24 protein-coding genes are annotated in these 26,922 nt (G+C 68.9%); 14 read left to right on the top strand and 10 right to left on the bottom strand.

Going from position 1 to position 26,922, the window contains the following annotated elements; translation table 11 throughout:
* Positions 1 to 85: 85 nt before the first annotated feature.
* Positions 86 to 538: a DUF4190 domain-containing protein gene (locus ACFM35_RS07910; protein WP_378840566.1), complete on the top strand. Its 453-nt coding sequence runs from the start codon at positions 86 to 88 to the stop codon at positions 536 to 538.
* Between the two features lie 61 nt (positions 539 to 599).
* Here the strand turns inward: ACFM35_RS07910 and ACFM35_RS07905 are convergent, their stop codons facing one another.
* Positions 600 to 1,466 (bottom strand): fumarylacetoacetate hydrolase family protein, encoded by an 867-nt coding sequence (locus ACFM35_RS07905; RefSeq protein WP_378840563.1) that lies wholly within the window; start codon positions 1,464 to 1,466, stop codon positions 600 to 602.
* A 65-nt stretch (positions 1,467 to 1,531) separates the two neighbouring features.
* On the opposite strand from ACFM35_RS07905, the gene ACFM35_RS07900 reads away from it, so the two are divergent.
* The 3 genes from ACFM35_RS07900 to ACFM35_RS07890 all read left to right on the top strand — a co-directional run bounded on the left by ACFM35_RS07900 (position 1,532) and on the right by ACFM35_RS07890 (position 4,005).
* Entirely contained in the window at positions 1,532 to 2,701 is a 1,170-nt protein-coding gene (locus ACFM35_RS07900; RefSeq protein ID WP_378840561.1) for a PrsW family intramembrane metalloprotease, read from the top strand.
* A 207-nt stretch (positions 2,702 to 2,908) separates the two neighbouring features.
* Positions 2,909 to 3,277 carry an FKBP-type peptidyl-prolyl cis-trans isomerase gene (locus ACFM35_RS07895; protein ID WP_378840558.1) on the top strand — a complete coding sequence of 123 codons (369 nt, stop codon included), beginning with the start codon at positions 2,909 to 2,911 and terminating at the stop codon, positions 3,275 to 3,277.
* A gap of 167 nt (positions 3,278 to 3,444) precedes the next feature.
* Positions 3,445 to 4,005: a YceI family protein gene (locus tag ACFM35_RS07890; RefSeq protein WP_378840556.1), complete on the top strand. Its 561-nt coding sequence runs from the start codon at positions 3,445 to 3,447 to the stop codon at positions 4,003 to 4,005.
* Between the two features lies 1 nt (position 4,006).
* On the opposite strand, the gene ACFM35_RS07885 is transcribed toward ACFM35_RS07890, so the two are convergent.
* Complete coding sequence (locus ACFM35_RS07885; protein ID WP_378840553.1) at positions 4,007 to 4,981, bottom strand: DMT family transporter; 975 nt, start codon at positions 4,979 to 4,981, stop codon at positions 4,007 to 4,009.
* 257 nt (positions 4,982 to 5,238) lie between these two features.
* Here ACFM35_RS07885 and rpsO point away from each other — a divergent pair, with 257 nt between their 5' ends.
* Entirely contained in the window at positions 5,239 to 5,508 is a 270-nt protein-coding gene (gene rpsO, locus ACFM35_RS07880; protein ID WP_378840550.1) for a 30S ribosomal protein S15, read from the top strand.
* A 78-nt stretch (positions 5,509 to 5,586) separates the two neighbouring features.
* Here rpsO and ACFM35_RS07875 read toward each other — a convergent pair whose 3' ends face one another.
* The gene (locus tag ACFM35_RS07875; protein WP_378840547.1) at positions 5,587 to 6,603 is read right to left on the bottom strand and encodes an isopenicillin N synthase family dioxygenase; all 1,017 of its coding nucleotides are present in this window, start codon (positions 6,601 to 6,603) and stop codon (positions 5,587 to 5,589) included.
* A gap of 174 nt (positions 6,604 to 6,777) precedes the next feature.
* On the opposite strand from ACFM35_RS07875, the gene efeU reads away from it, so the two are divergent.
* The 3 genes from efeU to efeB are packed head-to-tail and all read left to right on the top strand — an operon-like array spanning position 6,778 to position 10,281.
* Positions 6,778 to 7,770: an iron uptake transporter permease EfeU gene (efeU, locus tag ACFM35_RS07870; protein WP_378840544.1), complete on the top strand. Its 993-nt coding sequence runs from the start codon at positions 6,778 to 6,780 to the stop codon at positions 7,768 to 7,770.
* Entirely contained in the window at positions 7,767 to 8,996 is a 1,230-nt protein-coding gene (gene efeO / locus ACFM35_RS07865; protein WP_378840542.1) for an iron uptake system protein EfeO, read from the top strand. The genes efeU and efeO overlap by 4 nt, the downstream gene beginning before the upstream one ends.
* A 1-nt stretch (position 8,997) precedes the next feature.
* A complete protein-coding gene (gene efeB / locus ACFM35_RS07860; protein WP_378840539.1) occupies positions 8,998 to 10,281 on the top strand; it encodes an iron uptake transporter deferrochelatase/peroxidase subunit in 1,284 nt (427 codons plus the stop codon).
* A 10-nt stretch (positions 10,282 to 10,291) separates the two neighbouring features.
* Here the strand turns inward: efeB and ACFM35_RS07855 are convergent, their stop codons facing one another.
* Positions 10,292 to 11,449: an acyltransferase family protein gene (locus ACFM35_RS07855; RefSeq protein WP_378840537.1), complete on the bottom strand. Its 1,158-nt coding sequence runs from the start codon at positions 11,447 to 11,449 to the stop codon at positions 10,292 to 10,294.
* Positions 11,450 to 11,594: 145 nt separating this feature from the next.
* Here ACFM35_RS07855 and ACFM35_RS07850 point away from each other — a divergent pair, with 145 nt between their 5' ends.
* The 3 genes from ACFM35_RS07850 to ACFM35_RS07840 all read left to right on the top strand — a co-directional run bounded on the left by ACFM35_RS07850 (position 11,595) and on the right by ACFM35_RS07840 (position 15,204).
* Complete coding sequence (locus ACFM35_RS07850) at positions 11,595 to 13,166, top strand: hypothetical protein (RefSeq protein WP_378840535.1); 1,572 nt, start codon at positions 11,595 to 11,597, stop codon at positions 13,164 to 13,166.
* Positions 13,167 to 13,352: 186 nt separating this feature from the next.
* Positions 13,353 to 14,558 carry an LLM class flavin-dependent oxidoreductase gene (locus ACFM35_RS07845; RefSeq protein WP_378840698.1) on the top strand — a complete coding sequence of 402 codons (1,206 nt, stop codon included), beginning with the start codon at positions 13,353 to 13,355 and terminating at the stop codon, positions 14,556 to 14,558.
* A gap of 1 nt (position 14,559) precedes the next feature.
* On the top strand, positions 14,560 to 15,204 hold the full coding sequence (locus ACFM35_RS07840) for an FMN reductase (RefSeq protein WP_378840533.1): 645 nt from the start codon (positions 14,560 to 14,562) through the stop codon (positions 15,202 to 15,204).
* Positions 15,205 to 15,250: 46 nt separating this feature from the next.
* Here ACFM35_RS07840 and ACFM35_RS07835 read toward each other — a convergent pair whose 3' ends face one another.
* Positions 15,251 to 16,738: a DNA/RNA non-specific endonuclease gene (locus ACFM35_RS07835; protein WP_378840530.1), complete on the bottom strand. Its 1,488-nt coding sequence runs from the start codon at positions 16,736 to 16,738 to the stop codon at positions 15,251 to 15,253.
* Between the two features lie 136 nt (positions 16,739 to 16,874).
* Between ACFM35_RS07835 and ACFM35_RS07830 the strand changes: the two genes are divergently transcribed.
* Positions 16,875 to 18,881, top strand: coding sequence for a glycosyltransferase (locus tag ACFM35_RS07830; protein ID WP_378840527.1), 2,007 nt, complete (start codon positions 16,875 to 16,877; stop codon positions 18,879 to 18,881).
* A 45-nt stretch (positions 18,882 to 18,926) separates the two neighbouring features.
* Here ACFM35_RS07830 and ACFM35_RS07825 read toward each other — a convergent pair whose 3' ends face one another.
* From ACFM35_RS07825 to ACFM35_RS07815, 3 genes are all read right to left on the bottom strand, one after another.
* Complete coding sequence (locus tag ACFM35_RS07825) at positions 18,927 to 19,946, bottom strand: NADPH:quinone reductase (protein WP_378840525.1); 1,020 nt, start codon at positions 19,944 to 19,946, stop codon at positions 18,927 to 18,929.
* 136 nt (positions 19,947 to 20,082) lie between these two features.
* Positions 20,083 to 20,763 carry a response regulator gene (locus tag ACFM35_RS07820; RefSeq protein ID WP_378840523.1) on the bottom strand — a complete coding sequence of 227 codons (681 nt, stop codon included), beginning with the start codon at positions 20,761 to 20,763 and terminating at the stop codon, positions 20,083 to 20,085.
* The gene (locus tag ACFM35_RS07815; RefSeq protein WP_378840520.1) at positions 20,760 to 22,037 is read right to left on the bottom strand and encodes a sensor histidine kinase; all 1,278 of its coding nucleotides are present in this window, start codon (positions 22,035 to 22,037) and stop codon (positions 20,760 to 20,762) included. The genes ACFM35_RS07820 and ACFM35_RS07815 overlap by 4 nt, the downstream gene beginning before the upstream one ends.
* 146 nt (positions 22,038 to 22,183) lie before the next feature.
* Between ACFM35_RS07815 and ACFM35_RS07810 the strand changes: the two genes are divergently transcribed.
* Positions 22,184 to 23,620, top strand: a complete 1,437-nt coding sequence (locus ACFM35_RS07810) for a cation:dicarboxylate symporter family transporter (RefSeq protein WP_489672262.1) — start codon at positions 22,184 to 22,186, stop codon at positions 23,618 to 23,620.
* 94 nt (positions 23,621 to 23,714) lie between these two features.
* On the opposite strand, the gene ACFM35_RS07805 is transcribed toward ACFM35_RS07810, so the two are convergent.
* Both ACFM35_RS07805 and ACFM35_RS07800 read right to left on the bottom strand, forming a co-directional pair.
* Positions 23,715 to 23,855 (bottom strand): hypothetical protein, encoded by a 141-nt coding sequence (locus ACFM35_RS07805; RefSeq protein WP_378840515.1) that lies wholly within the window; start codon positions 23,853 to 23,855, stop codon positions 23,715 to 23,717.
* A gap of 33 nt (positions 23,856 to 23,888) precedes the next feature.
* On the bottom strand, positions 23,889 to 24,074 hold the full coding sequence (locus ACFM35_RS07800; RefSeq protein WP_378840512.1) for a DUF5302 domain-containing protein: 186 nt from the start codon (positions 24,072 to 24,074) through the stop codon (positions 23,889 to 23,891).
* Between the two features lie 330 nt (positions 24,075 to 24,404).
* On the opposite strand from ACFM35_RS07800, the gene ACFM35_RS07795 reads away from it, so the two are divergent.
* Positions 24,405 to 26,669: a polyribonucleotide nucleotidyltransferase gene (locus ACFM35_RS07795; protein WP_378840510.1), complete on the top strand. Its 2,265-nt coding sequence runs from the start codon at positions 24,405 to 24,407 to the stop codon at positions 26,667 to 26,669.
* The last annotated feature ends 253 nt before the right edge of the window (positions 26,670 to 26,922 follow it).

Here is a 26,922-nt window from a genome sequence, read left to right as displayed (position 1 = left end):
CACCGGCCCCGCGCGGCTCTGTCGTGCGCGCGCACGCAGCCGCTAGCGTGTGAGGGACCACTCTCAGCCACCGGAGGATCGCACCATGACCACGCCCGACAACTCACAGCCCCCGCAGTACACCCCGCCGCCGGCGCCCGAGCCGGGCTCGGCCTACGGCACATCCGCTGCGCCCGCCTACGGCTCCGGCGCCCCCGCGTACGGAGCATCGGGTCAGGCGCCCTCGGGACCCGTACCCGGCAAGACGCTCGGTATCGTCGCGCTCATCGTGGCGTTCTTCTTCAATCTCATCGGACTGATCCTCGGGATCGTGGCGCTGGTGCAGAGCCGCAAGGCCGGAGTGCGCAACCTTCCAGCCGTGTGGGCGATCATCATCGGGGCGCTGTCGATCGTGATCGGCCTGATCGTCGTGTTCGCGTTCATCATCCCGGCCGTCACGTTCGGTGTCGAAGCGGCGCAGGCGTGCCAGGCTGCGAATTTCGCGGGCACCGTCGTCGTGCGCGGCGTCGAGGTCGACTGCGCGTCGATCGACGGCTAGACCCGGCACGTCGACGTATCGGCGCCCTGACCGCGCGGTCGGGGCGCCGATGCGTTTTCCGTCAGTCGAGGATGCGGCAGTGGGTCGTCAGCTCACCGATGCCGTCGATGCCGACGGTGACGGTCGAACGATCGCGCAGGAAGATCTGAGGGTCTCGCGAGTACCCGGCGCCGCCGGGGCTGCCGGTCGAGATCAGCGTTCCCGGCAGAAGAGTGACGGACTGCGACAGGTGGGCGATCAGCGTGGGCACCGATCGCACCATCTGCCCCGTGGATGCGTCCTGCACGGTGTGTCCGTCCACGACGGCCCAGATATGCAGATCCTGCGGATCGGGAATCTCGTCGGCGGTGACGACGAACGGCCCCGTGGGCGTGAATCCGTCGAACGACTTGCATCGGCACCACTGCGCCTCAGAGAACTGGATGTCACGCGCGGTGATGTCGTTGACCACCGTGTAGCCCCAGACATGATCGAGCGCATCTTCGGCCGACACGTCCTTCGCCGGAGCCCCGATGATGACCCCCAGCTCGGCCTCGTAGTCGACCGACTCGCTCAGCGAGCGGGGCCACGATGTGACCCCCTCATGGGCGGTCAGCGAGTTCGGCCACAGGACGAACACCGTCGGCGCGGAATCGGTCTTCAGCCCCAGCTCGCTGGAATGCGCGGAGTAGTTCAGTCCGATCGCGAGGATCGTCGGGGGCGTGCGCGATGCGGACGCAAAAGTGACCGTCGACAGCGGATGCCGCGTGCCGGTGTGCTCCGCGGCGTCTCGGACGCGTGCGAGCAGCTCGTCGCCGCCGGGGATCAGTTCTTCGAGATAACGGGGCGCGCCGGCGAATAGGCTCTCGACGATGATCGCATCGTCATCGATCACCAGTGCCAGTCGCGGCTCAACTGCCCCCGAGGGGATCACGTGGGCGAAGCGCATGACTCCACGCTACCGGGCACGGAGTGGGTGGGTGCGACGGGGGTGCCGCTCCTAGGCTGTGCGTCATGGCCTTCCCCTCACCTCTGTCGCAGCCTCGCCCGGGCGTCGGTGCGCCGATCTCCGCGCCGGCCGTGTCGCCGCCGGCGCTCCCGGTTCCACCCCGGAGAGGGCGGAGCGCTTCGATCTGGGCCATCGGTCTGGTCGTGCTCCTGCTCGCCGTGCTGGTGGGCTACTTCCTCGAGGCACTCGGGCCGGGCGCGTCGATCGTGGGCATGATCCTGGCGCTCATCCCCCTCGCGGGTGTCCTCCTCGCGGTGCGGCTTGTCGATCGTTGGGAGCCCGAACCTCGGGGGCTGCTGCTCCTCGCGGTCGCGTGGGGTGCCGTGGTGGCGGTCGCCATCGCGCTCGGGGTCGACCTCGTGCTGAGCATTCTGTTCGGCGTCGGGGATTCCGCCGCGCACGACGCCCTCCGCGCGGTGGTGCAGGCGCCGATCGTCGAGGAGTTCGCGAAGGGTCTCGGGGTTCTCCTCATCTTCGCCTCCGCGCGCCGCGCGTTCGACGGTCCCGTCGACGGAATCGTCTACGGCGGGCTGGTGGGTGCCGGGTTCGCATTCACTGAGAACATCCAGTACTTCGCGATCAGTCTGATCGAGGGCGGAGCGGAGCAGGCGACGGCGACGTTCTTCGTCCGCGGCATCCTCTCTCCGTTCGCGCACGTGATGTTCACCAGCGTCACCGGCTTCGCCCTGGGCATCGCCGCGCGTCGCGGCCTCGGCCCGGGGAGGGCGCTCGGCTTCTGGGTCACGGGTATGGCGGGCGCGGCCTTGCTGCACGCGGTGTGGAACGGATCGGCGACCTTCTTCGACTTCTTCGGCCTCTACCTGACCCTGCAGCTGCCCCTCTTCGTGCTGTTCATCCTCGGGATCCTCATGCTCCGCAGGGAGGAGGCGCGGCTGACTCGGGCCCGGCTCGGCGACTATGCCGCGGTGGGGTGGTTCACCGCGGCGGAGGTCGACATGCTTGCGACCTCGTCAGGACGGCGGGCCGGTCTGGCGTGGGCGGGCAGCCTGCGGGGGGATCGGAAGCCGCTCATGAAGAGGTTCATCACGGACGCCACGGCTCTGGCCGCCGCGAGGCAGCGTGCGCTCTCCGGCCGCGATCCACGAGCGGCCGAAGACGAACAGGTGCTGCTGGTGCGGACGACGGCGACGCGCGCAGCTCTCTTCGCGCCGTGATCGTGGCCACGGGGCGACATCATCCGCCTCCGGCGGGGCCCTGACAGCGTCGCGGCCCTTGACGTGGGCATCGCCTGGGGGCAAGCTGACTGCAGACCAACTCAGCGCTCGGTTGACCCGCAGGCTATGCCGCGGCACCGGGCGCTGAGTCTGTCCGGGGGCGGTCCGGAGTCGACCGCTGCGCAGGCTCCGTGGTTGGATGGAGCCATGACTGATGACCGCACCAAGCCCGAGATCGACGCCCCCGAAGGACCGGCTCCTCGCGAGCTCGTCACCCGCGACCTGATCGTCGGAGACGGTAAAGAAGCCAAGGCCGGCGACACGGTCACCGTGCACTACCTGGGTGTCGACTACGAAGCCGGCGAAGAGTTCGACTCGTCATGGAACCGCGGCGAGAGCATCCAGTTCCCTCTTCGCGGACTCATCCAGGGGTGGCAGGACGGCATCCCCGGCATGAAGGTCGGCGGCCGCCGCGAGCTCGTCATCCCGCCACACCTCGCCTACGGTCCGGCGGGCGGCCACTTCCTCGGCGGGAAGACGCTGATCTTCGTCATCGACCTGATCGACGTCGCGTAAACAGATTCGTATGAGGGGGGCGGATGCTGCGGCATCCGCCCCTTCGCACGTCTGCGCGGATACCGCCCATGTCGGGCAATCTGTATTCGCGGGAATAGACTTGGGACCGCGACGCTTTTACCCCTGCAAGCTGCCGGAACACCGGCCATTCTCATGGAGGACCTGATATGACCACCAACACGATCGACATCCCGGGCTACAAGGCCGGCACCTGGGTGCTGGACCCCTCGCACAGCGAGGTCGGCTTCACCGTCCGTCACATGATGATCTCGAAGGTCCGCGGCGCCTTCAAGGTCAAGGAGGCGACCATCGTCGCCCCCGAGAACCCGCTCGAGGTCACCGTCGAGGCGCACGCCGACGTCGCGTCGGTCGACACCGGGGACGAGGGCCGCGATCAGCACCTCCGTTCGGCCGACTTCTTCGACGCCGAGCAGTACCCCACCATCGACTTCGTCTCGACCGGCGTGCGCATCGAGAAGGGCGAGTTCCTGGTCGACGGCAACCTCTCCATCCACGGTGTGACCAAGCCTGTCACCTTCGACCTCGACTTCGGCGGGTTCGGCAGCGACCCGTGGGGCAACTACAAGTTCGGCGCGACCGCCAAGGCCGTCGTGAACCGCGAGGACTTCGGCCTCACGTGGAACGCCGCACTCGAGACCGGCGGCGTTCTCGTCGGTAAGGATGTCACCATCACGCTCGACCTCCAGGGTGCCCTGCAGGCCGACTGAGTCATCGGCTCACCTCGGTGTCGGAGAGGACCGGATGCTGCGGCATCCGGTCCTCTCTCTTCTTCCGGACACGGAGACGGTCTTGTGCGAGCAGGATCCCGGCGAACACGATGAGCGCGCCCACGGGCTCATTCCAGCTCACCTCCTCGCCGAGTACGACCATGCCGAGCGCGACTCCGACGATGGGCGTGATGTAGGTCACCGTGGACGCGCGGGTCGGGCCCCAGACCCGCAGCGTGTTCTGATTCCAGATGTAGGCGACGCCGGTGCCGAGACACCCGAGTGCGAGCACGGCTCCGACGATCGAGGGGGTCAGTGAGATCGGGCTGAGCACGAGCACGGGTGAGAGGAGCACCATGACGGCGGCTCCGAGACCGATGTTCAGGAACGAGAAGACGAGGGCGCTCATGCCGGTGCGCGCCACGAAGCGACGCATGTACCCGAGGCTGAAGCCGTAGCACGCGGTCGCGCCGAGCATCGCCAGCTGTGCCGGCAGGCTCTGCGTGAGGTCGAGACCCTGCCACGGAGCGATGATCACCATGACGCCCAGGATTCCGACCATGATGCCGACCAGCTGGACCGCCCTCAGCTTCTCGACGCGGAAGACGAGCCCGGCCATGACGGCCGTCATGATCGGTGTCGTCGCGTTGTAGATGCTTCCGAGGCCGGACGTCACGTGCTGCTGCGCCCAGGCGAAGAGCAGGAAGGGCGCGACGCAGAAACTGATGCCGAGAACCAGCATGTGGCCCCAGACCCGGATGCTGCGCGGCAACGCCTCGCGGCGGGCGAGCACGAACACCCCGAGGGTGAGGGCACCCAGGACGAGTCGGGCCCATGCCACCTGCCCGGCGCTGAGCCCCTCGAGCCCGATCTTCATGAAGAGGAAGCTCGACCCCCAGATGACGCCGCACAGGATGAACTGGGTGACCACGGAGGCGTGGCCGGGTACGCGGTCGGGGAGGGGTGCTGCGGTCATCACCCTGGTGACTGTAGCCCCGGGACGGGACACCCGCGCCCCCGGCGGGGATCGACGTCCGGAACCCGCGGATTCGTGGCAGTCAGACGCCGATGGGCGATGCCATCTGTTGCGCCGTCGGCGATCGGAGACCGGTTTCGCCGGGGCGTCCGCTTGCTGGTAAGATCTTGAGGTTGCCGTTTGATCGGCCGCGGATAAAGAGAGCTCGCACATCAGGTGCCGGGCGCCGCGCAATGACGAGAGAGGGGATCCCATATATGGCACTCGAAGCAGACGCCAAGAAGGCGATCATCGAAGAGTACGCGACGCACCCCGGTGACACCGGATCCCCCGAGGTGCAGGTCGCGATGCTGTCGCAGCGCATCAAGGACCTCACCGAGCACTTGAAGGAGCACAAGCACGACCACCACTCGCGTCGTGGTCTGTTCCTCATGGTCGGTCAGCGTCGCCGTCTTCTCGGCTACCTCCAGGACATCGACATCGCGCGCTACCGCACGTTGATCGAGCGTCTGGGCCTGCGCCGCTAGTCGCACCCGCGTATATCGCTTTCACGAAGGCCGCTCCACGGTGTGGGGCGGCCTTCGTCGTGCGTGGCGCTCAGGCCGTCAGGACGCTGATCGCGCGGCGACCAGATCGCCGTGCCAGCGCTCCGCCACGTCGGGGTGGGCGCGCAGTCGCGACTTCAGCGCATTCTCTCCATACAGGGCATGGATCGGGTTGGTCGGATCCTGCGTCACGCCGCGCGCGTCCGCGGCGAGTTCGTCGGGCAGATCGATCAGGGGCAGCCGTGTGTCCAGGCCGGGGTTGAAGAAGTACGGGATGGAGATGCGGTCGTCGGGGAAGCGGGGCGAGACCACACGGTGGTTGGTGGCCTTGAGGTATCCCTGCGTCGCATACTCGAGCATTTCGCCGATGTTGACGACGAAAGCGCCCGGCACCGAGGGGGCATCCACCCATTCCCCGTCGCGCTCGACCTGCAGACCGCCCTTCCCGGGCTCGACCCACAGCAGCGTCAGCACACCCGAATCCTTGTGCGCGCCCACGCCCTGCTGCGGCTCCGGTGCGGTCGTCCCCGGGTAGCGCACGATCTTGAGGAGGGTCGACGGTTCACCGAAGTGCTCGTCGAAGTAGGACTCGGGTGCGCCGAGGGTGAGCGCCCACGCTCGCAGCAGTTTGCGCGAGACGCCGGCGAGGTGCTCCTGCCACTCGTCAGTGATGACGCGCAGCTCGGGCTGGGCTTCCGGCCACAGGTTGGGGCCGATCAGGCGTGCCCAGTCCGGGGCGCCCGGGTCGATGATGGCATCGCGCTCGGGTCCGATGTCGATCTGCTCGCGCCAGTCGACCCTGCCCTGCGTGCGCTCGCCGCCCACGCGGGTGTAACCGCGGAAGTGCGGGCTCGTCACGTTCTCGATCGCGAGCTTGTCGGCCTCGGGGAGAGCCAGGAAGTCGCGGGCGGCCCGATGGAGCCGCTCCTCGAGGTCGGCGGGGATGCCGGTTCCCGTGAGGTAGAAGAAGCCGACGTCGTGCGTCGCGGCCCGCAGGTCGGCGCGGAAGGCGGCGGCCGCCTCCGGCCCGTCGTCGAGGCGGGAGAGATCCAGGATCGGAAGAGTGAGATCGGCCATCCGTCGAGCGTAGGCAGGCGCCGCGCCCGATGGGGCTATGTTGCGTGACGTTACCGATGTCGTCATGCCGAGCGGGTTTGAGCGGCGCGCTCCCACGGGGTAAGGTTCTGCTTACTGAGGTATACCTAACCTTCCCTCGGCTCCCTCGTTCCCCACCCGAAAGATCGCGCTTCCGTGCTCGCCACCTTCTTGATCGGCCTCCGAGAGGGCCTCGAGGCAGCGCTCGTGGTCGGCATCCTCGTCGCGTACCTCCGCAGGCTGGAACGCAGAGATGTCCTCGTCCGCCTCTGGATCGGAGTCGCCCTCGCGGTCGCGCTCGCGGTGGCCATCGGCGCCGTCCTCACCTTCGGCGCCTATTCGCTGACCTTCGAGGCGCAGGAGATCATCGGCGGAACCCTGTCGATCATCGCCGTCGCGATGGTCACGTGGATGATCTTCTGGATGCTGAAGGCCTCGCGCTCCCTCAAGGCGACGTTGCAGGGCGACGTCGACCGCGCGCTCGCGAACGGGTCGCTGTGGGGGATCGTGATCATCGGCTTCGTGTCGGTCTCACGTGAGGGCATCGAAACGACTCTCCTGCTGTGGTCGATGGTGCAGTCGTTCGGGGATGCCCCGCTGGCCCTCGTCGGCGCGGTGCTGGGCATCGTCACGGCCGTCGCGCTCGGCTGGCTCATCGCCCGAGGAATGCTGCGACTGGACCTCCGGCGGTTCTTCCTGTGGACCGGCGCCTTCCTCATCGTGGTGGCGGCCGGAGTTCTCGCGTACGGCGTTCACGACCTCCAGGAGGCAGGGGTCCTCCCCGGCCCGTTCACCGCCGCAGCTCCGGTCGATGCGACCGGCGTGGTCGCGGTGGGGATGAGTGCGTTCCCGTTCGGGTTCGCGTTCGACGTCAGCAGCGCCATCGCACCCGGCAGCCCGCTGGCGGCGATCCTCCAGGCCACCGTCGGCTTCATGCCGGCCATGACCTGGCTGCAGGTGCTCGCGTGGGTGCTCTACATCGGCATCGTCGGCGCCCTCTTCTTGCGTCTGTCGCTCCGCCGCCCCGCGCCGAAGGCCGCCCCGCACGAGGTCGATTCCGCAGCGGCGCCGGCTACGGCCTCCCTTTCCGACCCTGCCCGCGCGCAGCCGGTCGGTGTTCTTCCCGCACCCCCGCAAGGAGCTCGATGACCATTCCACGCACCGTGACCGCCGTCACCGCGGTCGCTGCCCTCGCTCTCGCCCTCGCGGGCTGCGTCGCGAAAGCCGACGTCGCAGCCACGGACGCCCTCACCGTGACCTCGACCGACGCCGCGTGCGACGTCTCCTCGACCACGGTCACCAGCGGCACGCTCGCCTTCGATGTGAAGAACGCGGGAGCGCAGACGACCGAGTTCTACCTGCTCGCCGAAGACGGCCTGCGCATCGTCGGTGAGGTCGAGAACGTGGCTCCGGGTGCCAGCCGCACGCTGACGGTCGTCGCGCAGCCGGGGGAGTACTTCACGCTCTGCAAGCCCGGCATGGTCGGGCAGGGCGTCGGGCGGGCGAGCTTCAGCGTCGGAGGCGATGCGGTCGTCGTCGATGACGAGGACGCAGACCAGAAGAAGCAGGCGGTCGATCTCTATGCCGCCTTCGTCAAGGATCAGGTCGAACAGCTGTTGCCCGCGGTCCAGTCGTTCACGAGCGCCTACGCCGCCGGCGACGATGCGACCGCGAAGGCGGCGTTCCCGAACGTGCGTGCCTTCTACGAGCGCATCGAGCCGATCGCCGAAGCGCTCGGCGACCTCGATCCGCGCATCGACTACCGCGAGGTCGACGCGGTGGCCGAGGGACTGGAGTGGACCGGGTTCCACCGCATCGAGAAGGACCTGTGGGTGCCGGCCGCCGACGGGGTCAACTCCGACGGAGAGACCTCCGCCTACCTCGACTGGGCGCCGTCCACCCCCGCAGAGCGGCAGCAGTACGCCGACGGCCTCGACGCCGACGTCCAGGAGCTGTACGACTACGTCCACGGCGACGAATTCCAGACGACGCTTGAGGCGCAGGGCATCGCCGGACTGTCGAACGGGGCCATCGCGCTGCTGGACGAGGTGGCCACCGGCAAGATCTCCGGCGAGGAGGACTGGTGGTCCGGCACCGACCTCTGGGACTTCGCCGCCAACGTCGAGGGATCGAAGATGGCCTTCTCCCTCGTCCGCGACTTCGCCGCTTCGAAGGGCGACGAGGGAGCGGCGCTCGTCGACGACATCGACAAGGGGTACGCCGACCTCGACACGAAGCTCGCGACGTACGGCAGCCTCGACGCCGGCTTCGTCACGTACGACCAGATCACCGATCAGGACCGCAAAGACCTGACCGATCTCATCAACGCGCTCGCCGAGCCGCTGTCCCAGTTGACGGCCACTGTTCTGGAGTGATGTGAGCGAACAAGTATCGCCGCCCGCCGGCCTCAGCAGGCGTGGGCTTCTCGGTCTGCTCGGCGCCGGGGCGGGGGGGATCGTCGTCGGCGCTGCCGGCGGCGCCGTGGTCGGCACGACGGTGGCGACGGCCGCCGACAGCGGATCGGCTGCGGGAACGGTGCATCCGTTCTTCGGGGCGCACCAGGCAGGCATCACCACGCCGGTGCAGGACCACCTGCACTTCGCGGCGTTCGACATGGCCGATGACGCCACCCGGGAAGACCTCATCTCGCTGCTGCAGGACTGGACGTATGCCGCGGCGCGCATGACTCAGGGGCTCGACGTCAGCGCCTCCGGTGCGGTCGGCGGCAGGCCCGAGGCCCCGCCCGACGATACGGGTGAAGCGCTCGGACTCCCCGCCAGCGCGCTGACGATCACCTTCGGCCTGGGGCCCGACCTGTTCGAACGGGATGGGGTGGACCGGTTCGGCATCGCGGCGCGTCGACCGGCCGACCTGATCGTCCTGCCGAAGTTCCTCGGCGACGACCTCGTGCCGGCCGCTTCCGGCGGACAGCTCTGCATCCAGGCATGCGCGGACGATCCTCAAGTCGCCGTCCATGCGATCCGCAACCTGAGCCGCATCGGGTTCGGGCGTGCGAAGATCCGCTGGTCGCAACTCGGATTCGGCCGTACGTCCAAGACGTCGGCCGCGCAGGCGACCCCCCGGAACCTCTTCGGATTCAAGGACGGCACGGCGAACATCCTCGCCGACGACACCGCGGGTCTCGACGAGCATGTCTGGGTCCCGGCATCCGGGGCCGCCGGCTGGATGGCAGGCGGGTCCTACCTCGTCGCCCGCCGCATCAGCCAGCTCATCGAGACCTGGGATCGCGTGCGCCTGGTCGAGCAGGAGCGCATCGTCGGGCGCGACAAGGCGAAGGGGGCTCCCCTCTCGGGCGGGGACGAGTTCACTGCACCGGACTTCTCGAAGACGGATGCCACGGGCGCGACGTCCATCGATGCGCGCAGCCACGTGCACCTGGCGCATCCCGACGTGAACGGCGGCACCCGCATCCTGCGCCGCGGCTACAACTTCGTCGACGGCAACAGCGTCCTCGGAAGCCTCGACGCCGGTCTCTTCTTCCTGTCGTATCAGCGGTCACCCGAGCAGTTCGTCCGCATCCAGAAGAAGCTCTCGACCGACGCGATGAACGAGTACGTCCGGCACGTCGGATCGGCGGTCTTCGCGGTGCCGCCGGGCGCGACGGAGGGCTCATACGTCGGCGCGGGCCTGTTCGCCTGACGCCGTCGACTCAGCCGTTCTGTCGCGGATCGGGGTGCAGAGGTCCGGCCGACCGCGGGCGCCTGGAGCCCGTCGGATCGGACCGGCGACCTTCTTTGCCCGACAGCGACGGATCGAGGAACAGCCACGAGGGCCGGGGCTCGATGAGCGGTCGGAAGACGGTGCGCACCGGCTTCGTGGCAAGGGCCACCGCCACCGCGACGGCACCGAGCATGACGACCGGGAGCCAGAACCACACGGGCTCGAGCTCGCGCAGGAGGCCGGATTCGCGGAACGGGTACAGCACGAAGGAGTGCAGGAGGTAGACGTACATCGTGTACTGCCCGAAGTGGGTCCACCAGGTCTGTCGTCGGGGCACCAGGACGAAGAAGGCGGCCGAGAGGACGAGAGCGACGACCATCAGGAGAAGTCGTACGCCGCCCGCCCACCACTCGGTGCCGCCCAGTGCGGAGTAGGACGCGTCGTAGAACAGCCAGGAGCGCAGGTCGACCTCGCGCCAGAGGTCGCTGCCGAACCAGGCCGCAGCTCCCGCGCCGGCGAGGACGAGCACCGCTCCGGCGACCGCCGCGGGCGAGCGGCGGAGCAGGCCGAATCGGGCGACGATGTCGTGTTCGTGCAGCCACCACCCCAGCGTGAAGAACGGCAGCAGTCCGAGGGTGCGAGAGAGGGAGAAGGTGTTGTCGAGGTTGGGCAGGTACCCCGCGCCGACGGAGATCGCGACGGTCCAGACGAGCGGCCACCGGAACAGTGCGAGGTATGGCAGGACGAGACGGAAGATGCCGAGGGCGAGGAGGAACCACAGCGTCCACGAGGGCTTGGTCGGGTTCGGATTGGCCGAGCCCTCGACGGCCCACTTCGTCAAAGTCCACAGCGTCTCGAAGATGACGTACGGCACGATGATGTCGGTGACGACGCGGGACATCTGACGACGGGTCGGCGGGCCGGACTTCGAGAAGTACCCGCTGATCACGGCGAACGCGGGCATGTGGAACGCGTAGACCACGAGATACACGCTGAGCGCGGCATCCGAGTCGTAGATCATCCGCTGGGTCGCATGGCCGAGCACGACCAGCACGATGCAGGCGAAGCGGGCGTTGTCCCAGAACGGCACACGACCGCCGCCGCGCTTCGCGCCGGTCTTCGCAGCCGGCGCCGTCTGATCGCTCACCGGCCTTACGCTACCCGGCCCGGCTCCGCCCGTCCGGCCGTTGACAACGCGATCGTCGTGCAGCCCCGCACCGCGGTATCACTCGAGCAGCAGGACGCCTCTGGGTGGATGAGCAATCCGCTCGCTCGAATCCAGGAGGTCTCTCGTGTCACTTTCACTCCCTCGCCGATCTGCGATCACCGTCGCGTGCATCTCGACCGTCGCCGCCCTTTCGCTCGTCCTGCTGCCGTCGGCGTCCTACGCCGATGACGGCGCACCGCCGCCGGAGACGGTCGTGGCCGACACGACCGCCGTGACGGACGCCGCGCCCGAGCCGCCCGCCGGCCCGGCTCCCGCAGATGCGGTCGCCGACGCGACGCCGGCCGGTCCCGCTCCCGAGGCCCTCGCCGCAGAACCCGACGTCGCGCCCGAGCCTGCCGAGGTCACCGTGGTCGATCCCGCCGACACCACTCCGGAGGAGGTTCTCGCCTCGCCCGTCGACGCGCCCACCATCACCGTGTTCGACGCCACGGCCGATACTGACGCAGAGGCCGCTGCGGCGGTCGACGCGCCCGCGGACGCAGACACCGCCGCGGGGGATGTCGAGCCGGATGCCGCGGCCGCTGCGCTTCCCGCCCCGGGTGCTCCGTGTTATCCGGCGGTGTGCATCGACAACGGGACCATTCTGCTCGCCGTGAATCCGACCGGAGCGCTCAACACCGAGGACGGCACGGGGTCTGCCGCCGGCCCGGGTGATGCCGGTCTGGAATACCTGCCGACCGGCAACGACGCCACGTCACCGGGGTGCCTGTGCGAAGGGTGGGGCGTCGCCGATCCGGATGCGGGCGTGTGGGGCGGAGCCAACGTTGCCGATGATGGGGGCGCCGGACAGAACATCACCGTGGAGTCCTTCGAATGGACCGGCTCGACCGCGACGTCCGTATCGACGGTCAACGACGACGACGGTGTGCCGCACTTCCGGGTGACCCACGAATACGTTCCCGCGCCCGAGACGCCGAACCTTTACCAGGTGAACGTCACGATCGAGAACATCTCGGGCGAGCCCATCGCCACGGTGCAGTACCGCCGCGTCATGGATTGGGACGTCGAACCGACCGCATTCGACGAGTACGTGACGATCGACAAAGGCACCGCGACTGCGGTCACCTACACGAGCGACGACGGGTTCGCTTCGTCCAACCCGCTGTCTGGACCCTCAAGCATCCTCGGCGAAGGCAACATGACCGACGCCGGACCGGATGACCACGGTGCCCTCTTCGACTTCTCGTTCGGTGCGCTCGGAGTCGGTCAGTCCCTGTCGTTCATCATCTTCTACGGTGCGGCCGCCACCGAGGCCGACGCTCAGGCGGCGCTCGCCGCAGTCGGTGCCGAGGCCTATTCCTTCGGGCAGACCTCGACAGACCCGTCCGGCGGCACGCCGAACACCTTCATCTTCGCGTTCGGAAAGGTCGGGGGCGCACCGATCTTCGTCCCGCAGGACGAGCCGGCCCCGGTTCAGCCCGAGGTGCCTGCAGGCGTCGAGCCTGCCGTCGTGGGAGCAGCGGCGCCGGTCGCCCCGGTGACGATCGAAGCCGCGCCCGTGGCCGAGGCGCTCGCCGCGACCGGTGCGGACGCGGCGTCATCCAGTTCAGGATGGGCGATCGGTGGGCTCGCCGCGCTCGTCGCAGGCGCCGCGCTGCTGATCGCACGGCGGGTGAACGCGCGCGCTCAGCGATAACACCGGATCGGCAGGGGGACGGATGCCGCGGCATCCGTCCCCCTTCGCCTGCGTGAGAACGGGCTCGGAATAAAGTGGACCCACCGCTGTTATACGAGATACATTCATTTGCATAGAACACCGACGGAGAACCCGCCGATGAAGAAGCGGAGAGCGATCGTGAACGACACCACCACGTGGCCGGCCATGCAGTTCGGAATCTTCACCGTGAGCGACATCACGCAGGATCCCACCGACGGGCACACGCCGAGTGAGGCGGAGAAGATCCGCAACACCATCACCATGGCCAAGCACGCCGAAGACGTCGGACTCGACGTCTTCGCGCTGGGGGAGCACCACAACCCGCCGTTCTGGTCGTCCTCACCCACCACGACGCTCGCTTTCATCGCCGCGCAGACCGAGCGTCTGCTCCTGTCGACCTCGACCACGTTGATCACCACGAACGACCCGGTCAAGATCGCCGAAGATTTCGCGATGCTTCAGCACGTCTCGGACGGGCGCACCGACATCATGCTCGGGCGTGGGAACACCGGCCCGGTCTACCCCTGGTTCGGCAAGGACATCCGTCAGGGGTTGCCCCTCGCGATCGAGAACTACAACCTCCTGCACCGACTGTGGACCGAAGACGTCGTCGATTGGGAGGGCAGCTTCCGCACGCCCCTGCAGGGCTTCACGTCGACCCCGCGCCCGCTCGACGGCGTCGCACCCTTCGTGTGGCACGGCTCCATCCGGACCCCTGAGATCGCCGAGCAGGCCGCGTACTACGGTGACGGGTTCTTCGCGAACAACATCTTCTGGCCCGCCGAGCACTACCAGCGCCTCATCGCGCTCTATCGTCAGCGGTACGCGCACTACGGTCACGGAACGCCCGAACAGGCGATCGTCGGCCTCGGTGGTCAGGTCTTCATGAGCGCGAACTCGCAGGACGCGGTCCGTCGGTTCCGGCCGTACTTCGATAACGCCCCCGTCTACGGTCACGGTCCGAGCCTCGAGGACTTCAGCGAGATGACCCCGCTCACCGTGGGATCCCCTCAGCAGGTCATCGACCGATACGCCGGCATGCGTGAGCTCTACGGCGACTATCAGCGGCAGCTGTTCCTCATGGACCACGCCGGACTGCCCCTGAAGACCGTGCTCGAGCAGCTCGACATCCTCGGCGGCGAGGTCGTGCCGGTGCTCCGCAAGGAGCTCGCCGAGAACCGCCCGGTCGAGGTTCCCGACGCCCCGACCCACGCCGCGCGCGTCGCGGCCGCCTACGGTGACGGCGTCCCGCGCGAAGTGCGGCCCAACGCCAACCGCGGCGACAACCTCACGACGGGCTCGCCCTACCAGGACACCCCGGTCGCTGCCGGCTCGTCCTTCGGTCGCGCCGCGACACGCTCGGTGGCCTGACATGGGCACCCGTCGTATCGCGGTCGTCACCGCCGGACTGTCCAATCCGTCATCCACGCGTCTTCTGGCCGATCGACTCTCGGCCGCCGTCGTCGCGGATCTCGCTGAGCGCGGCATCGACGCGCAAGCGGACACCTTCGAGCTGCGGGACGTCGCGCACGACATCACGAACAACCTGCTGACCGGATTCGCGCCCCCCGCGCTGGAGTCGGTGATCAACGCGGTCGTCTCGGCCGATGCGCTGATCGTCGTCACGCCGATCTTCTCCACGAGCTACTCGGGACTGTTCAAGTCGTTCATCGATGTCCTCGATCCCGACTCGCTCACCGGCAAGCCCGTCCTGATCGGCGCGAACGCCGGTACGGCGCGGCACTCGCTCGCGATCGACTATGCGATCCGCCCGCTCTTCGCCTACCTGCACGCGAACCCGGTCTCGACCGGTGTCTTCGCGGCGTCCGGGGACTGGGGGGGAACCGGCGACGGAGTGTCATCGCTGGCAGACCGCATCGGTCGAGGCGCTCACGAGCTCGCCGACCTGGTCGCCGCCCGCGAACATACCGTTGAACTCGATCCGTTCGACCCGGCGAACTACCTCGGAGAGGGCCGCTCCTTCGGCCACCTGCTGGGCGGTCTCGCGGGGGAGTGACCCGCAGGCACACGCACGCGTGCACCCACCCGGCTCGGTCGCTGGATCAGCGGCCGAGCCGGACCTGGTCCAGCTGTCTCAGTCTGATCCGGGGCGGTTCCTCCCGTGCCGACACGAGAGCCAGCACGTCCGCCCCGACGATCACTCCGAAGTCGACCTCGGCGATCTCGGCGATCTCGGCCACGCTGACCTGGAACGTCCGGAAACCCTCGAGCGGCGCGACGGCCACGGCGGAGCGCTGGTCCACGTCGATCAGGTCCGTCTGGTCGAGGAGGAACCCGGCGGCGGCGACATCGTCGCCGTCACGCCACACCGCGACCTTCCAGAAGCGCCGCGGCACCTGGAGGCCCCGATAGGCGGGGTCGTCGTCGGCCAGCACCGGTGCCGTGAACACGCAGACGCGGGATCGGTTCGCCCCGGCGTAGGCGAGGACGTGGTCCTCCAGCCCCAGCCACAGCTCGGGTGACTGATTGAAGCCGGATGCCTGGGGTGCCGCGTTCGGGTAGAAGAAGGTCTGCTCGGTGGCGCGACGCGCGGTGGCGTCGTCCCCCCACCCGGGGTCGCGGCGGCGCACGAGGTGACCGCGGTCCAGATCGTTGTCACGGTAGACATCCGGTCCCGCCTGTTCGCTCGCAGGGACGCGATCGTCGAGATCCCAGTCGCCGGTGCGCGGCAGGTCCTTGAGCGTCTCGCCGTCGATCATGACGCCCGTCACGGCGGCGAGGCGGCGCCGCCGGTCCAACGTCACCGTGAAGTGCAGGTAGTCGAGGTGGGCGAGCGACCGTTCTCCCCCCGGAACGGGGAGCGGAACGTCGAGGCCGAGGAACGCGGGGTCGTAGCCGATGTCTGCCATGCGGTCCACTCTTCCCGGTGCGTCCGACACGCGCGAATCGGCGGACGTCATCGAGCCGGCCGCGATCTCCGGTGCGGGCGCCACGGCGGAGACCTCTCGTCGGCGGCGCAGCGACAGCAGCGCATCAAGACCTGCGCCGAGGGCCAGCGCGACGGCAACGGAGGCGATCACGGCGAGGGCGGGAGCATCCGGAAGCAGCCGTGCGATCAGCGCCCCGAGGAACGCCTGGTACATCGCCCACACGAGGGCCGCGCAGGCTGCGAACAGCAGATATCGACCGGCGTGCATGCGCCCGGCTCCCGCCGTGAGATTGACCGCCAGACGGGCGAACGGAATGAACCGCGCCGTGAACAGCACGGACGCGCTGCGGGTGTGCAGTCGGTGCCGCGCCCAACCGAACGCCGCGGCGACGCGCGGTCGCCGCATCCACCGCCAGCGATCCGTGCCCACGCGACGCCCGATGACGTAGCAGGCGATGTCACCGGTGAGAGCGGCTGCCGCTGCGACGACGATGACGGCGGCCAGAGGTGGTGTGCCCTGGGTGATCGACAGGGCCGCGAATGCGGTCACCGCGATCTCACCGGGCACGACCACGAGGACGGAGTCCGCGAGCACCAGGGCGAAGAGGATCGGCAGGGCAGCGGCGCCCGCCGCCACTCCCGCCAGCGCATCGTCGATCATCGGTGGGCCCACTCCACGCGGCCCGGGAGGCGCGCGGGGGACGCGGCGGTGGCCCGCGCAGGAGCAGTGGATGAACTCTGGGTGCGGCATCCCGTTTCGGGCGTTGTCGGTGGCGCCGCACCGTCACTCTGGAGACGTGAGAGTCGCACTGCTCGCCGAAACCTTCCTCCCGCACATGAACGGGGTCACCGGGTCTGTCCTGCAGGTCCTGCAGCATCTGCAGCGCGAGGGTCACGACGCACTCGTGATCGCGCCGGGGTCACCCGAGAACGAACCCACCGCACGCGACGTGCACGGAGCGCGCACCGCTCTGCTGCGGTCGGCGGCCCTGCCGTCGTACCCCGAAGTACGGCTGGCGTTCGCGCGGACGGCGCATCTGACGCGCGTGCTCGCGGAGTTCGACCCGCACGTCGTCCACCTCGCATCACCCTTCGTGCTCGGCTGGCAGGGTGTGCAGGCCGCACGGGCGCTCGCGGTCCCCTCGGTCGCCGTCTATCAGACCGACGTGATCGCCTATGCCGAGAAGTACCGTGTGCCGGGCATGACGGCGTTCGCCGCCGCTCATGTCGCCCGTCTGCACAGACACGCGACCCTCACACTCGCCCCGTCGAGCGCGGCCGAGGCGCAACTGCAGTCCCTCGGAGTGGATCGCCTGCGGCGCTGGGGCCGGGGCGTCGACGCCGAGCGGTTCGCCCCCGCGCGCCGCAGTGAACGGTGGCGGCGGGAGGTCGCCCCGGGCGAGATCATCGTCGGCTATGTGGGACGGCTCGCGCCCGAGAAGCAGGTGGAAGACCTCGCCGCGCTCGCGGACCTGCCCGGCGTGCGCCTCGTGATCGTCGGCGACGGGCCGTCTCGGTCCCGCCTCGAGTCCCTGATGCCGCGCGCGGTGTTCACGGGCTTCCTCGGAGGAGCGGCCCTCGCCGAAGCCCTGGCGAGTTTCGATGTCTTCGTGCACCCGGGCGAGAGCGAGACGTTCTGCCAGACGGTGCAGGAGGCCCTGGCGAGCGGGGTGCCGGTGGTCGCCGTCGGTCGCGGCGGCCCCGTGGACCTGGTGCGCAGCAGCGTCGACGGGTGGCTCTACCGGCCCGGCGATCTCCACGACCTGCGGGCGCGTGTCGCCGACCTGACCGGCGACGAGGCCAAGCGTCGCTCCTTCGGCATCGCTGCCCGCGCGTCCGTGCGGGATCGCACCTGGGCCGCCCTCGGCGATCAGCTGCTGAGCCACTACGACGAGGCGCGGATGCTGCGGCCCATCGACGATGCGCTGGTCGCCCGAGCCGCGACCCGACCGGTCGTCGCGCCGCGGCCGGCCGCAGCATCCGGCCCCCGGCCCGCACGGTGGGCGCGCTACGTCGCGCTCGGCGACTCGATCACCGAGGGACTGTGCGACTCCTCGCGGATGCCGGACGGCCAGTACCGCGGGTGGGCCGACCGCCTCGCGCTGCTACTCGCGCATGCGCGTCAGGGTGGCGAGCGCTTCCGCTACGCGAACCTGGCGGTGCGCAGTCGCCGGGTGCGAGACGTCGTGAACGAGCAGATACCGGCGGCGATCGCGCTCCGACCCCAGCTCGTGTCGGTGCTGATCGGTGCCAATGACCTTCTGCGCGTCGGCGCCGACCCCGCAGCTCTGGCGCGGGAACTCGAGGAGGGTGTGCGGATGCTGCGCACGGCGGGGTGCGATGTGCTGCTGGTGACGCCGTTCCTGCCGAGACGCTCGGCGGCACGGGTGCTGGCCGGGCGCTTCGCCGCCTTCGCGTCGGAGCTGCGGGCGGTCGCCGCGCGCACGGAGGCGATCCTGCTCGACGTCGATGCGCTCCCGGGACTCGGCGAGCTCGGGATGTGGGCCGAGGACCGGGTGCATCTGCAGGCCGTCGGCCACCGCTTCCTGGCGTACCGCGCCGCCGAGGTGCTCGGCGTGCCCGACGCCGAGGCCCTCGGCGCACTCGACGCCGCCCTCCATGCCGACGACGAGCCCGCCTCCGCCGCGCTGGCGTCGCGTACCTGGCTGCGGCGTCACGCCATCCCGTGGGCGATGCGCCGGATGGTCGGGCGGTCCGCGGGAGACGGTGTCAGCGCGAAGCACGAAGGCTACGTGGAGCTGCGCCCGCGTCGGCGCAGTTCGTCGAGCCACACCGACGCGTAGAGGCGCTGCCGAGCTGGCCGGGAGCGAAGGCCCCGGCAGGCCTCGTCACTCCGAGACGCGGATGAGCACCTTGCCCGTGGCGCCGTTCTCGACGGCGTCGTGAGCGGCTGCGGTCTCTTCGAGCGCGAACCAGGTCAGGGGCAGGCCGGAGGCTTCTCCCACCGGCAGCGCTCCGTCCTCGAGCGCCGCGGTGATGTCCGCAGCGGCAGCGGCCAACGCCGCGCCGCCCACCGTGTACAGCAGCAGTCCCTGCCAGCGCGCATTCTTGGCGAAGCTCTCGACGATCGGCGCGGTGAACTCCTCGCCGTTGTTGTTCGCGTAGTACGCGATGCTGCCGTGATTGGCGAGCACCCGGACATCGAGTGACGCGTTCTGCGCGGGCGCGACTTCGACGATCTGATCGACGCCGTCCGGGGCGATGGCGAGGATCTGCTCCGCGAGGTCGGCGCTCGGGTATCGCAGCACGTGATGGGCGCCGGCTGCGACGGCGAGAGTCGCTTTGCCGTCGCTGCTGACGGTCGTGATGACCGTGCCACCCGCCCACACCGCGAGCTGGATGGCCGCGTGCCCCACGGCGCCCGCGCCGCCCTGCACCAGGACGATCCTGCCGTCGAGTGATCCCGGCGAGAGCCGGTCGGGCCCGAACTCATGCACGGTGAGTGCACGGTGCGCGGTCATCGCCGGGACGCCGAGACTGGCGGCGACGTCGAAGTCGGTGTGCTCGGGCAGGGGGACGACGCGCTCGGCGGGGACGACCGTGAACTCCTGGGCGGTCCCGGTCGGGCGCTGGTGGGCGGCGAGGAAGATCCAGACGCGGTCGCCGACGTGCACGTCGGTGACGCCCTCTCCGACCTCGTCGACGATGCCCGCGCCGTCCTGGTTGGGCACGATCTCCGCGAACGGCATCGGCCGGTCCGCGGCGGCGCGCGCCTTCCAGTCCGTCGGATTGACGCCGGACGCCACCACGCGCACGCGCACCTCACCCGGCCCGGGCGACCCGGGCTCGCCCTCGGTCAGATGCAGGACGGACGACGGGCCGGTGCGGGCGTAGGAGATGGATCTCATACTGCAGTGCAAGGCGGCGACGCCCGTGGGCATTCCTCCGCCGGCCGGGGCCGACGTGTCCGGGTTGCGCACGCTCCGATCACGGCGATCCAGCGTCTGGTGGACACGGTGAGGACCTCTCGCCCGTCCCGTTCGCTCACCGCCAGTGGTACTCGGTCTCGGGCCGTCCGGGCGCGCCGTACCGCGCGGACCGCTCCACCCGCCCGACATCGGCCAAGTGCTCGAGGTATCGTCGCGCGGCGACCCTCGACATGCCGAGCTCCGACGCGACCTCGGCAGCCGACATCGGGGACCCCGCCCTCGCGGACGCCGAGACCTTCTCGAGCGTGCCCGCCGACAGTCCCTTGGGCACGTCGATCGATGCCGAGGGTCGGAGAGCGCCGAGCAGGGCGTCGATCTCGGACTGCGTCGCCTGCCCCGAGGCTGCCGCGGCCTTTTCCCGGTATGCGGCGTACTGCTCGAGCCGGTCCCGGAACGTCGAGAACGGGAACGGTTTCACCAGGTACTGGGCCACACCGAGACTCGCCGCCGCCCGTACCACTTCGGCGTCGCGCACACCGGTGATCGCGATGATGTCGACATTCTGGGCACGCGCCCGGATGTGCCGGGCGACGTCCAGTCCATGCCCGTCGGGCATCGTCATGTCGAGCAGTACGAGATCGACGCCACCCGCCGGGGGAGTCTCGAGCACGGCCGTCACCGCCGCTCGCGCGCCCGCGCACTCGGCGACCACCTCGAACCCGGCGATGCGCCCGACGTACTCGCGGTGGAGCTCACGGGTCAGACGTTCATCGTCGACGATCATCACATTGATCACCGGGTGACCTCCGCCGCGGGCAGCAGCACCCGGAACGTGGTCGGATCGGAGGTGATGTCGAGCGTTCCGCCGGCAGCGTCCGTGATGGCGCGCACCAGCGCGAGCCCGACTCCGCGCCCCTCGGCACCGGCCGGCTTCGTGCTGAAGCCGTGCTCGAAGATCTGCTCCCGCAGGCCGTCGGCCACGCCCGTGCCGCTGTCGCGGAAGGTCAGCTCGATGCGTCGCCCCGATGTCGCGGCCATCCCCACGCGCACCCACCGCGGCTCCGGGCCCGAGGCGGCGGCGTCGATCGCATTGTCGACGAGGTTGCCGACCAGCGAGACGGCGTCCACCGCGCCGAGGTTCGTGCGGGGGATCGCCGGCTCCATGTCGACGCTCCACTCGACCCCGCGCTCGGCGGCCTCGGCAGCCTTCCCCAGCAGCAGCGCCGCGACCGTGGGGTCGCCATCCCGGGCGATCACCTGGTCGACGAGATCCTGGCTCGTGCGGGCGGTCTCGGTGAGCAGTTCGATCGCCTGGTCGGTGCGGCCGAGTTCCATGAGGGCGACGGCGGTGTGCATGCGATTGCCGTGCTCGTGGTTCTGCGCCCGCAGCGCCTGCCCGAGGGTGCGCACCGACTCATAGGACGACACGGCATCGCGGACGGCGCTCGCCGGGAGGTCGCCGGCGATCCGGCGGGTGAATCGGCCCGCAAACCATGCCGCCGCCACGCCGACCGCCGCCAGCGCGATCGCGATCAGGACCACGAACGGCAGCTGGGCGAGCACTCCCGCACCGACGCTGCCCAGAGTGATGCCGGCCGACACCAGGGCGACCACCCGACCTTCGACCATCACGGGCACGATCGAGCGGAGGGAGGGGCCGAGCGTGCCCACCGCTTCCTCGGTGAGGGTCCTGCCCGCCAGGCCGGGACCGATGGTGCCGAGGTAGGGCTTGCCGATCTCGGTCGGATCGCGATGCGTCAGGCGGATCCCCGCGGTCGTCATGACGGTCACGAAGTCGATCGGTGTCTCGTCCATGATGCGCACCGCGATGGGTTGCAGGGCGGCGGTGGCGGCGGCATCCGTTCCCGTCGTCACCGCGTCGGCGACCGCGGGCATCTCGGCGATGGTCTGCGCGACGGCGAGCGTGAGTTCCTCGGCCTGCGCGCGCTCGTTCGCCTGCGCCTGGAACGCGAGCAGGGCGACGAGCAGCAGCGTGATGACGACCACCGCGCCGAGGAACGCGACGAAGACGCGCGATGCCGCGCTCCCGCGTTCCCTCGATCTCGTCATGCGCGTCCTCGCGTACTTGTGACCAATACGACCGCAACCGGGGGCCGGCGGCGGATCGGCCCCACAGTAACAGTCAGGACGGGCGCCAAGACGGCGGTCGGAGAAACGAAGAAGTCTTGCCAACGGAGGCGATGATGTCGAAGATCATTCCCAGCACCCAGAGCTTCAAGCTGCCCGGCTACAACTGGCGCCGGGGCAAGGCCTCGTGGGACAGGCACACCTGGCTCTACGTGGCGGTGATCATCGCGGTCGTCGCCGGAGCATCGATCGGACTCATCTGGCCCGAGTTCGCCGTCGCCCTGGAGCCGATCGGCAAGGGCTTCGTCAGCTTGATCAAGATGATGATCGCACCGATCATCTTCTGCACGATCGTGGTGGGCATCGGCTCGATCGCCAAGGCCGCAACGGTCGGCAAGATCGGCGGACTCGCCCTCCTCTACTTCATGATCATGACGACGTTCGCGCTGGCCATCGGCCTCGTCGTCGGCAACCTCATCCACCCCGGTGAGGGCCTGAACATGAGCAGCTCCACCTACGACACCTCGAACGTCGAGGCGAAGACGACGCAGGAGTTCATCCTCGGCATCATCCCCACCACGTTCTTCTCGGCCTTCACCGGTGAAAGCGTCCTGCAGGTGCTGTTCATCGCGCTGCTGGTCGGCTTCGCCCTGCAGAAGATGGGCCCCAAGGGCGAGCCCATCATGGCCGCGGTCAAGCACCTGCAGGCTCTGGTCTTCCGCATCCTCGGCATGATCCTGTGGCTGGCCCCGCTCGGCGCCTTCGGTGCGATCGCCGCGGTCGTCGGCAAGACGGGCTTCGCGGCCATCGTCAGCCTGAGCGTGCTCATGATCGCGTTCTACATCACGTGCGCGGTCTTCATCTTCGGCATCCTCGGCACCCTGCTCTACGCCGTCGCCCGCGTGAACATCTTCAAGCTCATGAAGTACCTGGCGCGGGAGTACCTCCTGATCGTCGGCACCTCGTCGTCCGAGTCGGCGCTGCCCCGTCTCATCGCGAAGATGGAGCACCTGGGTGTCGCCAAGCCCGTCGTCGGCATCACCGTGCCGACCGGGTACTCGTTCAACCTCGACGGCACGGCGATCTACCTCACGATGGCGTCACTGTTCATCGCCGCGGGGATGGGCATGCCCATGTCGATCCCCGAGCAGATCGGCCTGCTCGCCTTCATGGTGATCGCCTCGAAGGGCGCCGCCGGTGTCACCGGTGCCGGACTGGCGACGCTCGCCGGCGGTCTGCAGGCCTACCGCCCCGACCTCGTCAACGGCGTCGGCGTCATCGTCGGCATCGACCGCTTCATGTCCGAAGGACGGGCGATCACGAACTTCACCGGCAATGCCGTCGCCACCGTCCTCATCGGCACCTGGACCAAGCAGATCGACAAGGATCAGGTCAACCTCGTCCTGGCCGGGAAGGACCCCTTCGACGAGACGACGCTGTCCGGCGATCACGACGGAATGAGCACAGCGCCGGATGCTGTCGGCACGGTTGGTCTCGAAGCCGCCGCCGTGGACGAGGCCCTGGCCAAGGAGCGCCGCGCCGCTGAGCGACTGATGTCCTCCTGACCGTGACGCGAACCACCTGACGACGAAGCATCGCCCGCCGCATCGAATGCGGCGGGCGGTGCGTGGTCGTGCGGAGACGATGCCCCCGTGGCTCTCAGCCCTCGATACCGGCTTCGAACTGCGGGACCTCGAGCTGCAGACGCCGCTCGATCTCGATCTCCTCGGCGCGATCGAGCTCTACGCCCTCCTCGGGGGCGACGACGTCGCCTTCCTCGTTCTTGCGGTCGTCAGTCATGGCGACTCCGTTCTGTCGTCCGGGTGGCCGGGCTCAACCGCTCTTGCGGCGGAACTCGCGCTTCACCGATGCGGGGCCCTGCGTCTGGTGCACCGCCGAGTCCGCATCCATGTGCGACTCGCCGTTGCGGTGGTGGGCGTTCTTCTTGTCGAGCGCCTCTTTGAACTTGCGCTTCATCTCGTCGGATGCCGCGCCATCCTGCTTGTCTTCCGTACTCATGTCTTCAGCCTAGGCGGGCCGCGCCGTCCGGCAACAGGTGGAGCCGGCGCTCAGGCGCACCCTGGTAGGCTTCAAAGGGTTGCCTCCGGGCATCCGCTCTATTACATATGAGCACTCTGTCTGACACAGACACAGTGGAGCAGGCCGGCAGCAAGCTGGTCTCCTGTGGTGGATCCCTCGTCGCACACGGCGCCGGGTGTTCTTCTACTGGTGGCCAGCGCAGGTCCTGCGCGACGGAGAGTCGCGCGCCGATAATCTGCCTGTTCCTGCTCCTTCGAATGCTCGTGCGCGACATGCGCGCGCGAGACTAAACAAAGAAGGAGAGACCTCTTGGAAGGTCCTGAAATCACCGCCGCTGAAGCCGTTCTCGATAACGGCCGCTTCGGAACCCGTACGGTCCGGTTCGAAACCGGACGCCTCGCCCAGCAGGCGCAGGGCGCCGTCGCCGCCTACCTCGACGAGGAGACGATGCTCCTGTCGGCCACCAGCGCCGGCAAGCATCCTCGCGAAGGCTTCGACTTCTTCCCGCTGACCGTCGACGTCGAAGAGCGTTCGTACGCCGCCGGCAAGATCCCCGGTTCGTTCTTCCGCCGAGAGGGCCGCCCCTCGACCGAGGCGATCCTCGTGTGCCGTCTGATCGACCGGCCGCTGCGCCCCTCGTTCGTCCAGGGCCTCCGCAACGAGGTCCAGATCGTCGTCACCGTGCTGTCGATCGCGCCCGGCGAGTTCTACGACGCGCTGGCCATCAATGCGGCATCGCTGTCCACCCAGATCTCGGGTCTGCCGTTCTCCGGCCCGATCGCGGGTGTGCGCCTGGCGCTCATCCCCGGACACGGCGAGCACGCCGACCAGTGGATCGCCTTCCCGACCGTGACCCAGCTCGAAGAGGCCGTCTTCGACCTCATCGTCGCGGGCCGCGTGCTGCCCGACGGTGACGTCGCCATCATGATGGTCGAGGCCGAAGCCACCGAGAACAGCTGGAACCTCATCAAGGCCGGCGCCGTGAAGCCGAACGAGCAGGTCGTGGCGGAGGGCCTCGAGGCCTCGAAGCCCTTCATCAAGGAGCTCGTCGCCGCACAGAACGTCGTCGCGAACACCGCGGCCAAGGAGATCAAGGAATTCCCCGTCTTCCTGCCGTACAGCCAGCAGACGTACGACTTCGTCGCAGGCCGCGCCTACGACAAGCTCGTGCCGATCTACCAGATCGCCGACAAGCAGGAGCGCCAGAACGCCGATGACGAGCTGAAGGATGCCGTCAAGGCGGAGCTTCTCGCCGCCGTCGAGTCCGGCGAGCTGCCGGCCGTCGCGACGCTCGAGTTCTCGGCCGCGTACAAGTCGGTCACCAAGGTGATCGTCCGTGGGCGTATCCTCTCCGAGGGCGTCCGCATGGACGGTCGCGGCCTGGCCGACATCCGTCCGCTCGACGCAGAGGTGCAGGTCATCCCGCGCGTGCACGGGTCCGCGATCTTCCAGCGCGGCGAGACCCAGATCCTGGGTGTCACCACGCTGAACATGCTGAAGATGGAGCAGCAGATCGACTCCCTCTCGCCGGTGACGCACAAGCGCTACATGCACCACTACAACTTCCCGCCGTATTCCACCGGTGAAACCGGTCGTGTGGGCAGCCCCAAGCGTCGCGAGATCGGGCACGGCTTCCTCGCCGAGCGCGCGCTCGTGCCGGTGCTGCCCAGCCGCGAGGAGTTCCCGTACGCCATCCGCCAGGTGTCGGAGGCCCTCAGCTCCAACGGGTCGACGTCCATGGGCTCGGTGTGCGCATCGACGCTGTCGCTGCTGAACGCCGGTGTGCCCCTGCGCGCCCCGGTCGCCGGTATCGCGATGGGTCTGGTCTCGGACCAGGTCGACGGCCAGACGCGCTACGCCGCGCTGACCGACATCCTCGGAGCCGAGGACGCCCTCGGTGACATGGACTTCAAGGTCGCCGGCACGAGCGAATTCGTCACGGCGATCCAGCTCGACACGAAGCTCGACGGCATCCCGTCGTCGGTCCTCGCCGCCGCTCTGACCCAGGCACGGGAAGCGCGCCTCACGATCCTCGGCGTGCTGAACGCCGCGATCGACGCTCCGGACGAGATGGCGCCCACCGCGCCCCGCGTCATCAGCGTGCAGATCCCGGTCGACAAGATCGGCGAGCTGATCGGCCCCAAGGGCAAGACGATCAACTCGATCCAGGATGAGACGGGAGCGCAGATCTCCATCGAGGAGGACGGCACCGTCTACATCGGTGCGACCGATGGGCCGTCGGCCGAGGCCGCTCGCGCCCAGGTCAACGCGATCGCCAACCCGACCAACCCCGAGGTGGGCGAGCAGTTCCTGGGAACGGTCGTCAAGATCGCGACCTTCGGCGCGTTCGTCTCGCTCCTGCCCGGCAAGGACGGACTGCTGCACATCAGCGAGGTTCGCAAGCTCGCCGGGGGCAAGCGTGTCGAGAACGTCGAGGACGTGCTCGGTGTCGGTCAGAAGATCCTCGTGAAGATCACGAAGATCGACGACCGCGGCAAGCTGTCGCTCGAGCCCGTGGTCGAAGAGGCCGCCGGTGAGACCGCCGACGCGCCCGAGGTTCCCGCAGGCGTCTGACCGCCACTCGCGCATGACTGCGATGCCCGCTCTCTCCCCCCCGGAGAGGGCGGGCATCCGTCGTCCGGTCCTCGCCGAGGGACATCTCCCCGGGGCATCGCTCGTGATCCAAGCGTTATCGAATGTTTACCGACCCGTTGCCGCAGTGTCGGGCGTCACGGCCGGCGGGGCCTAGCCTCTAAGTACGCGCCGGGGGGCGCGTGCAAAACGATCACGAGGCTCTCCCCACGGAGGAATCGTGAGGGGGTGAGAC

Origin of the sequence: Microbacterium songi, from assembly GCF_042747925.1 — a bacterium.
Taxonomy (GTDB): Bacteria; Actinomycetota; Actinomycetes; order Actinomycetales; family Microbacteriaceae; genus Microbacterium.
This window is presented reverse-complemented; position numbering and strand designations above follow the sequence as displayed.